Below are 13675 nucleotides of genomic sequence, written 5' to 3'. Positions count from 1 at the left end.
TTAGGGGTGCGACAAGGTTGTTTGTTTGGATTCTTCGATCAGTGCGAGGTCTGGCGGAGCCACCACGCCCATCGAAACAATGTATTTGAGCGCCGCATCCACACTCATTTCCAGCTCGATGCATTCGCTCTTGCGCACCAGCACGAAGTAACCCCCGGTGGGGTTGGGCGTGGTGGGCACGAAGACGCTCACATATTCATCGCGCAGCAAAGCCGCCACTTCACCGCTGGGCTGGCCTGTGACGAAAGCCACGGTCCATACGCCCTCGCGCGGCCACTGCACCAGCACCGCCGTGCGAAAAGCGTTGCCGCTGTCGGAGAACACGGTGTCCGAGACCTGCTTGACGCTGGAATAGATGGAGCGCACCACAGGAATGCGACGCACCAGCGCATCACCCCAGCCCACCAGCTTGCGGCCGATGAAATTGCTGGCAATGCCGCCCACGAGCAGCAGAATCAGCAAGGTCAGAATAACGCCAAAGCCCGGAATATGCATGCCCAGCAATCTGTCGGGCTGCCAGGCTTCGGGAAGAATGGCCAGCGTCTGATCCAGCGTTCCGATGATCCAGTTGAGCACGCCCAGCGTGATCACCAGGGGAACGATGACCAGCAAACCGGCAATCAGCCACTTGCGCAATGCAGACATAGTGTGGGTAAGCCTCAGGAATTGGCGGGCGCAGGGGCAGCTGCTGCAGGTGCAGCGGCACTGTCACTGGATGAAGAGGTGCTTGCAGCCGGCTTGCTGCCGCTGTTCTTGAAGTCCGTGGCATACCAGCCAGAACCCTTGAGCTGAAAGCCCGGAGCGGTGAGCTGCTTGGAAAAGGCCTCGGCCCCGCAAGCTGGGCACACGGTCAGCGGCGCGTCCGAGATTTTCTGCAGCACATCCTTGGCGTGACCGCAGGAGCCACACTTGTATGCATAGATAGGCATAGCGCTAAAAACGGGGAAAGTGCAAAAACCCTCAATTATAGGCGCCGCCCCTGGTTTTGCTGCGCTGCGCAAGCAAGCCCCGGTGCAGCCGGCTTGCTCTCTCAAGCCTTGATCTCGGCCAGGGACTCGATTTCACGGTGATGGTTGCTGATCCACTGGGGCAGCAGCGAGCCCGCCAGCATGCCGACAACCGCAGCCAAAAGACCAGCCAGCTGCTGTGGAAAAGCCTGGTTGAGCGCGGGCGTGACCATGAAGACCAGCCACACACCTATGCCCAGCGCCACGGCACTGATAGCACCCTGGGTGGTGGCTCGCTTCCAGTACAGGCCGAACACCAGCGGCACGAAGGCCCCCACCAGCGGCACCTGATAGGCGCTGGCGACCAGCTCATAGATGGGCGTGCCTTCCATGGCTATCGAATAGGCAAGCACACAGGCCGCGAACACCAGCACGCTGATGCGCATGGTCCTGAGATTGTCCTTGTCCGTGGTGTAGGGACGGAACTGGCGCCAGATGTTCTCGGTAAAAGTCACGCTGGGAGCCAGCAAGGTGGCCGACGCGCAGGATTTGATGGCCGAGAGCAGCGCGCCGAAGAACAGCACCTGCATGGCAAACGGCATCTTGTCCATCACCAGGGTGGGCAGCACCTTCTGCGGATCATCGGCCAGCAGGGCCGTGGCTTCAGCGGGCATGATGATGAGCGCACTGGCCACCAGAAACATGGGCACGAAGGCAAAGATCACATAGCAGGCGCCACCGATGATGGTGCCGCGCACGGCCGATTTCTCGGTGTCTGCCGACATCACGCGCTGGAAGATGTCCTGCTGCGGAATCGAGCCCAGCATCATGGTCACGGCAGCACCGATGAAGAAGACGATTTCATGCAGCGAGGGCTCGGGCAGAAACTTGAACAGATCCCGGCTGGTGGCCAGATCGACCACCTTGCCCGCGCCGCCCGCCATGTCACCGGCAAAGAAGGCCAGTATCAGCAGGCCGGCGACCAGAATGATCATCTGCACGAAATCCGTCACTGCCACGGACCACATGCCGCCGAACAGCGTGTAGACCAGCACGGAGAGCACGCCTATCGTCATGCCCATGGGAATGCTGACGACACCGCCCGAGAGCAGGTTGAACACCAGGCCCAGCGCCGTGACCTGGGCCGAAACCCAGCCCAGATAGCTGAGCATGATGATCAGCGAGCAGACCACCTCGATAGCTCGGCCATAGCGCGAGCGGTAGTAGTCGCTGATGGTCAGCAGATTCATGCGGTAGAGCTTGGCCGCAAAGAACACGCCCACCAGAATCAGGCACATGCCCGCGCCAAACGGATCTTCCACCAGCGCATGCAGTCCGCCTTCGATGAACTTGGCAGGCACGCCCAGCACCAGCTCGGACCCGAACCAGGTCGCAAAGGTGGTGGTGATGATCATGTAGAGCGGCAGATGACGGCCGGCAATGGCGAAATCCGCCGTGTTCTTCACGCGTCTGGCGGCCCACAGACCAATGCCGATGGTCACAAACAGGTAGACGATCACCAATGAGAGCAGCACGCTGGCACTCCTCGAACTCTAAAGAAAGGGAAAGCTCAGAAGCGGATGCGCAGCAGAACCTGCAGCACCACCAGCCCGATGACGAAACCGATGCCGCCGCAGAGGATGGCCTGCAGCAGACGGTTGGTCGTTTTCTGCTGCTGCAGCAGCTCCTTGAGCAGGGTCTCGCTGTCATTGCCAGCGCCATGCCTGGACAGATACTGGTGCAGCACGCGTGGAATGTCGGGCAGGATCTTGGCGTAGCGCGGCGCCTGCGCCTGCAGCTCATGCCATAGGCGCTGCGGCCCCATCTGGTCCAGCATCCATTTCTCGAGGAATGGCTTGGCCGTGCTCCAGAGGTCGAGGTTGGGGTCAAGCTGACGGCCAAGGCCTTCGATATTGAGCAGGGTCTTTTGCAGCAGCACCAGCTGGGGCTGGATCTCGACCTGGAAACGGCGCGAGGTCTGGAACAGGCGCATCAGCACCATGCCCAGCGAGATTTCGGCCAGCGGCCGGTCGAAATAAGGCTCGCAGACGGCGCGGATGGCCGCCTCCAGCTCCTCGACGCGCGTCGTGGCCGGCACCCAGCCACTTTCCACATGCAAGGCGGCAACACGCTTGTAGTCGCGGCGGAAGAAGGCCAGGAAATTCTGCGCCAGATATTCCTTGTCGAACTCGGTCAGCGTACCGACGATGCCGAAGTCCAGCGAGATATAGCGCCCGAAAGTATCGGGCTCCAGGCTGACCATGATGTTGCCCGGGTGCATATCGGCATGAAAGAAGCCGTCGCGGAACACCTGGGTAAAGAAGATGGTCACGCCATCGCGCGCCAGCTTGGGGATGTCCACGCCGGCTTCGCGCAGGCGCTCGACCTGGCTGATGGGCACGCCCTTCATGCGCTCCATCACCATCACATCGGTGTGGCAGTAATCCCAGTGGATCTCGGGGATCAGCACCAGATCCAGCCCTTCCATATTGCGGCGCAGTTGCGCGGCATTGGAGGCTTCGCGGATCAGGTCCAGCTCGTCATGCAGATAGTTGTCGAACTCGGCAACCACTTCCTTGGGCTTGAGGCGCTTGCCATCATGGGAGAGCTTTTCCAGCCAGCTCGCCATCATGTGCATCAGTGCCAGATCCTTGTCGATCACGGACTTCATGCCCGGGCGCAGCACCTTGACGGCGACATCGTGCTCGACGCCGGACTTGTCACGAACCCTGGCGAAGTGCACCTGGGCGATGGACGCGCTGGCCACGGGCTCACGCTCGAAGCTGATGAAGATCTGCTCCAGCGGCTTGCGAAAGGAACGCTCAATGGTGTCCACCGCGATCTGGGAATCGAACGGCGGCACGCGGTCCTGCAGCTTGGCCAGTTCCTCGGCCACATCGGGCGGCATCAGGTCGCTGCGCGTAGACAGCACCTGACCGAACTTCACGAAGATGGGGCCCAGCTCCTCCAGCGCTTCGCGCAGGCGCACGCCACGTGGCTTGTCCAGCTTGCGGCCAAAGGTCAGCACGCCGCGCAGGCTGCGCAGGCGCGGATGGGGAATCCCGGAGAGCACCAGCTCATCGAGTCCATAACGAAACACCACCCAGAGGATGGCCCAGCCCCGCAGAAAGCGGCTCATGGCTGTGTGTAATCGGCCCCGGGCATGGCTGCCACGGGTGCCGTGCCGGCAGGATTGGCGACATCGGCAGCAGAGGCAGACTTGCTGCCCATGCGTGCGCCGACGAACTGACGCAGCCCCTGTGCGGCCGTGCGTGCCACCTTGCCAATGGTGTGGGCCGGCACATCGCCAATCAGGCGAGCCAGATCTTCCTCCACATCCCACTTGACGTTATCCACCAGCCAATTGATCTCGGCGGCAAACTGCACATCGCCTTCGATGCGAATGCTGGGCTTGTCGCCACGCAAGGCCGTCTGAGCCAGCGACAGAGGAGAGGTCTCGGTGACTTCCAGCATCAGATCGGGTGCGGCCTCCGCAGGAGCCACGTCGAACAGGCCAGCAGGAGTGACCAGCAAGGCGACCGAATACTGGCGCCATTGCACGCGCGCAATACGCCCCTTCTGGCGCACGAGGCGGTCCATGGCCTCTTTTTCCTGCATCAGCACGTGATTGAGGAAAAGCACCAGACGCTGGTGCATTTCACTCACCAGCCATTCGGGAGCTTGGGGACCGGCCATCACGCGTTCGACGAGACCGCCCAGAAAAGAAAAAGGGGACTGTGTTGCCATAGTCCCCGATTATTCATGAAATTGATTCCCCCCTGTGGCGCTTTGCGCCTTCCCCCCAAGGGGGACGGCACCATCGCTGCGGGGCGGCCCTTGCTCGGTGCCCCTTGCATGGGCCGCGAGCAATCTCCTCCTGCGGCGCTTATTGCAGCGCCTGCACGCCTGCCACCAGCCAGCCGCTGGTGCCACTCTTGGGCTTGGTCATGTTCCAGACTTCACGGAAGGGGCTGGGGCCTGCCGATGCCTCTTCGCGGATCATGCCGGAGAACTCGACGCTGGCCATATAGCCATTGCCCAGATCTTCGATGCCCAGCAGTTGCGCATCGATCATCAACACGTCGGTGTGGTTGGGTTCACCGGCACGCTGGCTCTCGCGCTCGGACAGCTGGCTGCGGATTTCCGCGAGCATCTCGTCGGTCATCATCGAGCGCAGAGTGGTGATGTCGGACCTGTCCCAGGCCGACTGCAGCGTCACGAAGTTGCGCTTGGCTGCCGTGAGAAAGCCTTCGGCATCGAAGTCTGCAGGCACGCCCCAGTTCTGCGAACCCGACAGGGCAGAGCCGATCATGGAGCCGCCAGCTGCAGCTGCGGCTTCGGGAATATGGTTCTGTTCCCAAGGACGAGCCGACGCGTCATTGCCCACTTTTTCGGGGTTGTACTGGCGTGCCTGAGGTGCATTCACATCACCGCCCAGATTGCCTGCGCCCTGAAAGGCGAATGGACTGCTGGTGCTCTGCACGGCAGGCGCTGCCTTGCGACGGCGCATGATCATGCCGACCACCACCATGATCACCATGGCCAGCAGACCGAACATCAGCATATTGGCAAAGGCTTCGCCCATGCCCAGCGAGTTGGCCAGCCAGGCCAGGCCCAGGCCTGCGGCCAGGCCGCCCAGCATGGCGCCCCATGGTTTCTTGGGTGCAGCGGCCGGAGCCGCTGCAGGCGGAGCAGCACGGTTTTGCTGCGCCGCACTCTGCTGCGGAGCCTGCTGGGTATTCTGAGCGGGAGCACGAGACGCTTCGCGTTGAGTGACGTTGCCCGACTGCTTGCCGAACGATGAGCCACCGCCCATGCGTTTTGCATCGGCCTGACCATGTGCCACCACCAGCATTGCCACCAAGGCGATTGACCAAAGTTTCTTCATCTCATCTCCCTTCTTATAGAAAGTCGCTACAAATCTGCGCACAGGGCGCACTTAACACTTGATTCCCACATGCAAGGCACAGACGCCTCCTGTCATGTTGTGATAGTCCACATGGCCAAAGCCGCATTGCTGCATCAGGGCCTTGAGCTCCTTCTGGCCTGGGTGCATGCGGATGGACTCCGCCAGATAGCGATAGCTTTCGGCATCGCCGGCAATCATCTTGCCCATGGTCGGCAAAATCTTGAACGAGTACCAGTCATAGACTTTCTCCAGCGGTTTGGCCACCTTGGAAAACTCCAGCACCAGCAGCTTGCCGCCGGGACGCAGCACACGGTTCATTTCCTTGAGCGCTGCATCCTTGTGCGTCATATTGCGCAGACCGAAGGCCACGCTGACCAGATCGAAATAGTTGTCGGGGAAGGGCAGCTTCTCAGCATCGCAGACCAGCGTGGGCAGGATCACGCCCTTGTCGGTCAAACGGTCACGCCCCACGCGCAGCATGGCTTCATTGATGTCGGTGTGCACCACCTGACCGCTGGCGCCCACCTTCTTGGAAAAAGCCAGGGACAGATCTCCTGTGCCGCCTGCGATATCCAGCGCCTTGTCGCCTTCCTTGAGGTTGGCCACCATCAGCGTGTAAGCCTTCCAGGCTCGGTGCAGACCGCCCGACATCACGTCGTTCATGACGTCGTACTTGGAAGCCACGGAGTCGAACACACCGCGTACGCGCGATGCCTTCTCGCTTTCATCAACAGTCTGGAATCCGAAGTGTGTGGAGCTCATAACAAAGAATGCTAAGCAGGCAGTGCTTGCGCGTACAGCGACAACCCCGTATGACTACAGGCTTTGAAGCACTATGGTTTTTTGAAAGAATTCGCCTTGAGCGCTTATTTCACATGCGCTTCAAGCTATTGGAAATATAGCACCAGCCTCAATAACCCTGTGCCGTACACATGGGCTATGTGGCGTGTACGGGACGTTGCTGCCGGCTTTTGAGCCGACATGCAAGCCCCTGGGAGTCAAAGCTCAATGCACGCTGCAGCCATGACCGCCGGCGCCCTTCTCGGGCATGGGCGTGTCGCGCTCCATCCCGGCCTCTTCAAGGCGCTGCAGATATTGCTGCCACAGAGCATCCTGCTGGCTGCCCAGCTGGTAGAGGTATTCCCAGGTGTACAGACCGCTTTCGTGCCCATCGCTGAAGAAGGGCTTGATGGCGTAGTTGCCGACCGGCTCTATGGTGTTGATGCCCACATCGCGCTTGCCGGTCTGCAGCACTTCCTGGCCCGGGCCATGGCCTTGCACCTCGGCCGAGGGCGAGTACACGCGCAGCAACTCGAACGGGATGCGGAAAGTCTTGCCGTCCGAATAAGAAACCTCCAGCACGCGCGATGCGCCATGCACGGTCAATGACTGGGGGGTGGGAGTATTGGCTTGCAGTCCTGCCATGGTTCTCTCCTAATCAATGCATAAAAGGGCAGCCTCAAGCTGCCCTTTGAATCTCCCGACGGAGATGAAAAACATCACGCGGCCCAGAGGGCCAACGCCTTTTGCAGCACTCCATCCACCTGAGGCAGCTGGCGTGCGATCTCAGCTTCCCGCTCTTCATTGCGCTCGCGCTGGGCCGCAGCCCAGACGGAAGCGGGAAAGTGGCTGTCCCAGTCATAGCGCGCAATCACATGCCAGTGCAGATGCGCCACCATATTACCGAGAGCCGCCAGGTTGATCTTGGTTGGAGCCAGTTGCTCGCGCAGCACGCGCTCCACCAGGGCCACGGCATCCATGCAGACAATGCGATCCGCCGCGCTCAGATCCGAGAACTCGGCCGCATGCTCATTCCAGACCACGCGATAAAAGGCCGGAAAGCCAGCTTCCGCTGCGCGGATCACGCGAAGCTTCTCACCGCTCCAGATCAATGCGCCGCCATCGGTTGCACACAGAGGACAATTTTCAACCAGCATCTGAAATCTCCATTGCAATGCTTCTCGATGTAACCTCAGCAAAGGCCGGAGACACCGAGGCAGGACCGCCCCGGCCTCCCTTGGGGAAGGCGCGGAGCGACTCAGGGGGCATCACACCAGCACACGCTCGATACCGCCCTGGTTGGCGCGATTGACATACTCGGCCATCCAGTTCTCGCCCAGAATGTCACGCGCCATCTCGACCACGATGTAGTCGGCTTCGAGCAGACCGTTGTTCAGATCGTTGCCATAGCGACTCAGGCCTTGCAGGCAGCTGGGGCAGCTGGTCAGGATCTTGACGTTGTCCTGGGCGCCGAGCTGACCGTTGTCGCGCAGCGCGGCCTCGCCCTTGCGGATCTCCTCGGTCTTGCGGAAACGGATCTGCGTGGAGATATCGGGACGCGTCACCCCCAGCGTGCCGGATTCGCCGCAGCAGCGCTCGCTCTTGAGCACGTTGTCGCCCATCAAGGCCTTGACGGTCTTCATCGGGTCCTGCTGCTTCATGGGCGTATGGCAGGGGTCGTGGTACAGGTAAGCACCCTTGTTCTGCAGCGTGATGCCCTTTTCGAGCAGATATTCGTGGATGTCGATGATGCGGCAGCCGGGGAAGATCTTGTCGAACTGGTAGCCCTGCAACTGGTCATAGCAGGTACCGCAGCTCACCACCACGGTCTTGATGTCCAGATAGTTGAGCGTGGTCGCCACACGGTGGAAGAGCACACGGTTGTCCGTGATCATCTTCTCGGCCTTGTCGAACTGGCCCGAACCGCGCTGGGGATAGCCGCAGCACAGATAGCCGGGCGGCAGCACGGTCTGCACGCCGGCATGCCAGAGCATGGCCTGCGTGGCCAGACCCACCTGACTGAACAGGCGCTCCGAGCCGCAGCCGGGGAAGTAGAACACTGCCTCGGTGTCCGACTTGGTGGCCTGCGGGTCGCGGATGATAGGCACGTAATCCTTGTCTTCGATATCCAGCAAGGCGCGCGCCGTCTTGGTCGGCAGACCACCGGGCAGCTTCTTGTTGATGAAGTGAATCACCTGCTCCTTGATGGGAGCCGTGCCCACAGATGCGGGCGGATGTGCGGTCTGCTTCTTGGCGACAGCCCCCAGCACGTCGGCCGCCAGGCGCTGGGCCTTGAAGCCCACGCCCACCATGGCCGTGCGCATGAACTTGATGGTGTCGGGGTTGGTGGCATTGAGCATGGCCATGGCCAGCTTGTTGCCGGGACGGAAGCTCTTCTTGTCCATCTTGCGCAGCAGATTGCGCATATTCATGGTCACGTCGCCGAAGTCGATCTTGACCGGGCAGGGGTTGAAGCACTTGTGGCAGACCGTGCAGTGGTCGGCCACGTCTTCGAATTCCTGCCAGTGCTTGATGGAGACGCCACGGCGTGTCTGCTCTTCGTAGAGGAAGGCCTCCACCAGCAGCGAGGTAGCCAGGATCTTGTTGCGCGGCGAGTACAGCAGATTGGCGCGCGGCACATGGGTGGCGCACACGGGCTTGCACTTGCCGCAGCGCAGACAGTCCTTGACGGAGTTGGCGATGGCGCCGATGTCCGACTGCTGCATGATGATGGATTCATAACCCATCAGGCCGAAACTGGGCGTGTAGGCATTGGTCAGATCGGCAAACATCAGCGACTCGCGCGGCGAGCGACCGTCGTGACTCTGGTGCGCCAGGGCATCCCACTCTTCGTTGCGGATCAGCTTGCCCTTGTTGAAGCGGCCTTCGGGGTCCACACGCTTCTTGTAATCGGCAAACGGAGCCAGCTCGGCATCCGAGAGGAATTCCAGCTTGGTGATGCCGATGCCGTGCTCGCCCGAGATCACGCCGTCCAGACTGCGCGCCAGCTCCATGATGCGGGCCACGGCTTCGTGCGCGGTCTGCAGCATTTCATAGTCGTCGGAGTTGACGGGGATGTTGGTGTGCACATTGCCGTCGCCGGCGTGCATGTGCAGGGCCACCCAGACACGGCCCTTGAGCACCGTCTGGTGAATCTCGTTGACGGACTCGCGCAGCGGCTGGAAGGCAGCGCCCGCGAAAATCTTGGACAGCGGCTCCTTGAGCTGGGTCTTCCAGCTCGCACGCAGGCGGTGATCCTGCAGCTCGGGGAACAGCGTGGCCACGCCGTCCAGCCAGCCCTGCCAGAGCTCGCGCACCTCGGCCACCAGCGCCAGGGCCTGCTGCACGCGGTCTTCCAGCAGTTCGGCGCTGGGGATGTCGCCGGCATCGTCGCTCTTGCCCAGGGGCAGATCGGAGTGCTTGAAAAAGCCGCTCAGCTCGTCGCAGAGCTTGAGCTTGTTGCGCAGCGACAGCTCGATATTGATGCGCTCGATGCCATCGGTGTACTCGGCCATGCGCGGCAGCGGAATCACCACGTCTTCGTTGATCTTGAAGGCGTTGGTGTGGCGCGAGATCGCTGCCGTGCGCTTGCGGTCCAGCCAGAATTTCTTGCGCGCCTCGGCGCTGACGGCGGTAAAGCCCTCGCCGTTGCGCGAATTGGCGATGCGCACCACCTCGGCAGCCACGCGGGCCACTTCGTCGGCATCGTCACCGGCGATATCGCCCAGCAGCACCATCTTGGGCAGACGGCCGTTGCCCTTCTTGCTCTTGGTCGCGTAGCCCACGGCCTTGAGGTAGCGGTCGTCCAGGTGTTCAAGGCCGGCCAGCAGCACGCCCGAGCGCTTTTGCTCGGCGAACATATAGTCCTTGATCTCGACGATGGAGGGCACGGCATCCTTGGCATTGCCGAAGAATTCCATGCAAACGGTGCGCGTATGCGCCGGCATGCGGTGCACCACCCAGCGCGCGCTGGTGATCAGGCCGTCCGTGCCTTCCTTCTGGATGCCGGGCAGGCCCGAGAGGAACTTGTCCGTCACGTCCTTGCCCAGGCCTTCCTTGCGGAAGGTGTGGCCGGGGATGTCCAGGCGCTCGGTGCGCACATGGGTCTTGCCGTCCGCCTCGAAGTACTTCAGCTCGAAACAGGCCATCTCGGCATCATGGATCTTGCCGAGGTTGTGATCCAGGCGTGTGACCTCCAGCCACTGCGCATCGGGTGTGACCATGCGCCAGGACACCAGATTGTCCAGGGCAGTACCCCAGAGCACGGCCTTTTTGCCGCCCGCGTTCATGGCGATATTGCCGCCTATGCAGGAGGCCTCGATGGAGGTCGGGTCCACGGCGAACACAAAGCCGCCGCGCTCGGCCGCATCGGCCACACGCTGGGTCACCACACCGGCTTCGGAGTAGATGGTGGGCACTTCGTGATCCACGCCGGGAATCATGCGCATCTCGACTTCGGTCAGCGCTTCCAGCTTCTCGGTGTTGATGACCACCGAGCGCCAGGTCAAAGGAATGGCGCCGCCCGTGTATCCGGTACCGCCTCCTCGCGGAATGATGGTCAGACCGAGCTCGATGCAGCCCTTGACCAGGCCGGCCATCTCGGCTTCGGTATCGGGCGTCAGCACGACAAACGGGTATTCGACGCGCCAGTCGGTCGCATCGGTCACATGGGCCACGCGCGACAGACCGTCGAACTTGATGTTGTCCTTGGCGGTATAGCGACGCAGCGTCTTCTGCGCGCGGCGGCGCAGCTGCTCGGCCTCGACAAAAGTGGCGTTGAATTCATGCACGGCGCGGTGGGCCGCTTCCACCAGCTGACCCACCAGCTGATCGCGCAGCGCATCCTCGTTGGGCTCGCGGCGCTTGTCGATCTCGGCCAGGCGATGCTCCAGCGCCTCGACCAGCGACTTGCGGCGGTCGGGGTTGTGGATCAGGTCGTCCTGAAGATAGGGATTGCGCTGCACAACCCAGATATCCCCCAGCACTTCGTAGAGCATGCGGGCGGATCGGCCGGTACGGCGTTCCTGACGCAGCTGATTGAGCACATCCCACATGGATGAGCCCAACAGACGAATCACAATCTCACGGTCAGAGAACGATGTGTAGTTATAGGGAATCTCGCGCAGTCGTGCGGGTTCGGCAGCCTGGGCCTGGAGGGCGGCAGCCAACGCAATCGGTACATTCATGGGGGTAGACCGTGTCGGGCGCCCTCTGTGTGGCGCCCCTAAGCCAGTGGGATGACGATTTTAAGCGACGGAGGCTCAGCCATGCTTTGCTATGGGTTCTGAGTGGCCAGCCCTGCTATCGCCAAAGCAGCAAGCCCCACCGACATTTCCCCGGCGATTCGCTGAATGACAGTGCACAAAGGCGCTGCGAACCCGTTCACCGCTGCACGCAGCCAAAGGGTAGATGAATCTTTCATAGGCTATTTAGACAAAAATCATACATTTCCGAATCAAAAACAACTCAATACGAAAGACTACCAACAACAAACGAAATGCCGTTGACCTAGAATGGCGCAGCTTCGCGCACCATCAAATGTCACCGGATCGTCATACAAAGGCTTGTGACTGCGGGTTCTGCCCATGGTGCGGCGCGTTGCCCATGCAAACAATGACATCCATATGTCATACGGATGACTTAGTGTGCATCACCGCATATTTCGTCAACGATCGTTAGAGGAGCCTTCATGCAATTCAAGCAACTGGCCATGGCCGCCGCCGTCGCCGCTACTACTTTCTCGGCACAAGCCGTCACCGAAATCCAATGGTGGCACTCGATGACTGCCGTGAATAACGAGTGGGTCAATGACCTGGCCAAGCAGTTCAACGAAAGCCAGAAGGATTACAAGGTCGTGCCCACGTTCAAGGGCGTGTACGACGAATCCATGACGGCCGCGATTGCAGCCTTCCGCTCGGGCAACGCCCCTCACATCCTGCAGGTGTTTGAAGTGGGTACCGCCACCATGATGGCTTCCAAGGGCGCGACCGTGCCCGTGGGCAAGGTGATGCATGACGCCGGCGTCGCTTTCGATCCCAAGGCCTATATCCCCGCCGTGGCCGGTTACTACACGGCCCCCAACGGCCAGATGCTGAGCTTCCCCTTCAACAGCTCGACAACCATCTTCTACTACAACAAGGACGCCTTCAAGAAGGCCGGCCTGAACCCCGACGTCGCCCCCAAGACCTGGCCCGAAGTCTTTGCTGCCGCCAAGAAGCTCAAGGAAAGCGGCCACAGCTGCCCCATGACCCTGGCATGGCAAGGCTGGACCCAGCTGGAGTCCTTCTCCACCTGGCACAACGTGGAATTCGCCACCGAGCACAACGGTCTGAGCGCCAACGGCTACAAGGCGCGCATGAAGATCAACTCGCCTCTGCACGTCAAGCACATCGACAACCTGGCCGCAGCAGCCAAGGCTGGCGAGTTTGTCTACAAGGGCCGCGCCTCCACTTCCCAGGCTTCGTTCACCGCCGGTGAATGCGCCATGATCCAGACTTCGTCCGGCTTCTACGGCGATGTGGCCAAGAACGCCAAGTTCAACTACGCCCTGGCTCCCCTGCCCTACTACCCCGATGTCAAGGGCGCTCCCCAGAACACCGTGATCGGCGGCGCTTCGCTGTGGGTCATGGCTGGCAAGAAGGCCGAAGAGTACAAGGGCGTGGCCAAGTTCTTCGAGTTCCTGTCGCAGACCAAGGTGCAGGCCGCTTCGCACCAGCGCACCGGCTACCTGCCCGTGACCATGGCGGCCTACGACCTGACCGAAAAGTCCGGCTTCTACGCCAAGCACCCCGGCACCGACACCGCCGTGACGCAGATGATCCGCAAGGTGACCGACAACTCGCGCGGCATCCGTCTGGGCAACTACGTGCAGATCCGTACCATCGAGGACGAAGAACTCGAACAGGTATGGGCAGGCAAGAAGACCGGCAAGCAGGCGCTGGACTCCATCGTGAGCCGCGGCAACGAACTGCTGGCTCGCTTCGAGCGCTCCTACAAACAGTAAACCCTCCAGGCACCCGCAAGGGTGCCGCCAAGGCCT

11 protein-coding genes are annotated in these 13675 nt (G+C 61.3%); 1 reads left to right on the top strand and 10 read right to left on the bottom strand.

What is annotated here, in order from left to right; all coding sequences use genetic code 11:
• The 10 genes from FSY45_RS12600 to FSY45_RS12555 form a co-directional block, all read right to left on the bottom strand.
• Positions 1-645: a DUF502 domain-containing protein gene (locus tag FSY45_RS12600; RefSeq protein WP_003058473.1), complete on the bottom strand. Its 645-nt coding sequence runs from the start codon at positions 643-645 to the stop codon at positions 1-3.
• A 14-nt stretch (positions 646-659) separates the two neighbouring features.
• Entirely contained in the window at positions 660-929 is a 270-nt protein-coding gene (locus tag FSY45_RS12595) for an FmdB family zinc ribbon protein (RefSeq protein WP_039049629.1), read from the bottom strand.
• A 101-nt stretch (positions 930-1030) separates the two neighbouring features.
• The gene (locus tag FSY45_RS12590; protein WP_046461096.1) at positions 1031-2482 is read right to left on the bottom strand and encodes a sodium:solute symporter family protein; all 1452 of its coding nucleotides are present in this window, start codon (positions 2480-2482) and stop codon (positions 1031-1033) included.
• 35 nt (positions 2483-2517) lie between these two features.
• On the bottom strand, positions 2518-4086 hold the full coding sequence (ubiB, locus tag FSY45_RS12585) for a ubiquinone biosynthesis regulatory protein kinase UbiB (RefSeq protein WP_012837124.1): 1569 nt from the start codon (positions 4084-4086) through the stop codon (positions 2518-2520).
• Positions 4083-4694: a hypothetical protein gene (locus tag FSY45_RS12580; RefSeq protein ID WP_003065999.1), complete on the bottom strand. Its 612-nt coding sequence runs from the start codon at positions 4692-4694 to the stop codon at positions 4083-4085. Before FSY45_RS12580 ends, ubiB begins: the two co-directional genes overlap by 4 nt.
• Positions 4695-4833: 139 nt before the next feature.
• Positions 4834-5835 (bottom strand): Tim44 domain-containing protein, encoded by a 1002-nt coding sequence (locus FSY45_RS12575; RefSeq protein WP_034362179.1) that lies wholly within the window; start codon positions 5833-5835, stop codon positions 4834-4836.
• Positions 5836-5886: 51 nt separating this feature from the next.
• On the bottom strand, positions 5887-6618 hold the full coding sequence (ubiE, locus tag FSY45_RS12570; protein WP_003065997.1) for a bifunctional demethylmenaquinone methyltransferase/2-methoxy-6-polyprenyl-1,4-benzoquinol methylase UbiE: 732 nt from the start codon (positions 6616-6618) through the stop codon (positions 5887-5889).
• A 243-nt stretch (positions 6619-6861) separates the two neighbouring features.
• The gene (locus FSY45_RS12565; protein WP_003065996.1) at positions 6862-7281 is read right to left on the bottom strand and encodes a gamma-butyrobetaine hydroxylase-like domain-containing protein; all 420 of its coding nucleotides are present in this window, start codon (positions 7279-7281) and stop codon (positions 6862-6864) included.
• Between the two features lie 74 nt (positions 7282-7355).
• Positions 7356-7793, bottom strand: a complete 438-nt coding sequence (locus FSY45_RS12560) for an HIT family protein (protein ID WP_012837122.1) — start codon at positions 7791-7793, stop codon at positions 7356-7358.
• A 111-nt stretch (positions 7794-7904) separates the two neighbouring features.
• A complete protein-coding gene (locus FSY45_RS12555) occupies positions 7905-11822 on the bottom strand; it encodes an FAD/FMN-binding oxidoreductase (RefSeq protein ID WP_034357568.1) in 3918 nt (1305 codons plus the stop codon).
• A gap of 503 nt (positions 11823-12325) precedes the next feature.
• Here FSY45_RS12555 and ugpB point away from each other — a divergent pair.
• Complete coding sequence (ugpB, locus tag FSY45_RS12550) at positions 12326-13639, top strand: sn-glycerol-3-phosphate ABC transporter substrate-binding protein UgpB (RefSeq protein WP_003065990.1); 1314 nt, start codon at positions 12326-12328, stop codon at positions 13637-13639.
• The last annotated feature ends 36 nt before the right edge of the window (positions 13640-13675 follow it).

The organism is Comamonas sp. Z1, assembly GCF_008121555.1.
GTDB lineage: Bacteria > Pseudomonadota > Gammaproteobacteria > Burkholderiales > Burkholderiaceae_C > Comamonas > Comamonas thiooxydans.
Note: the sequence above shows the minus strand (reverse complement) of the source record. Positions and strands in the feature narration are given on the sequence as shown.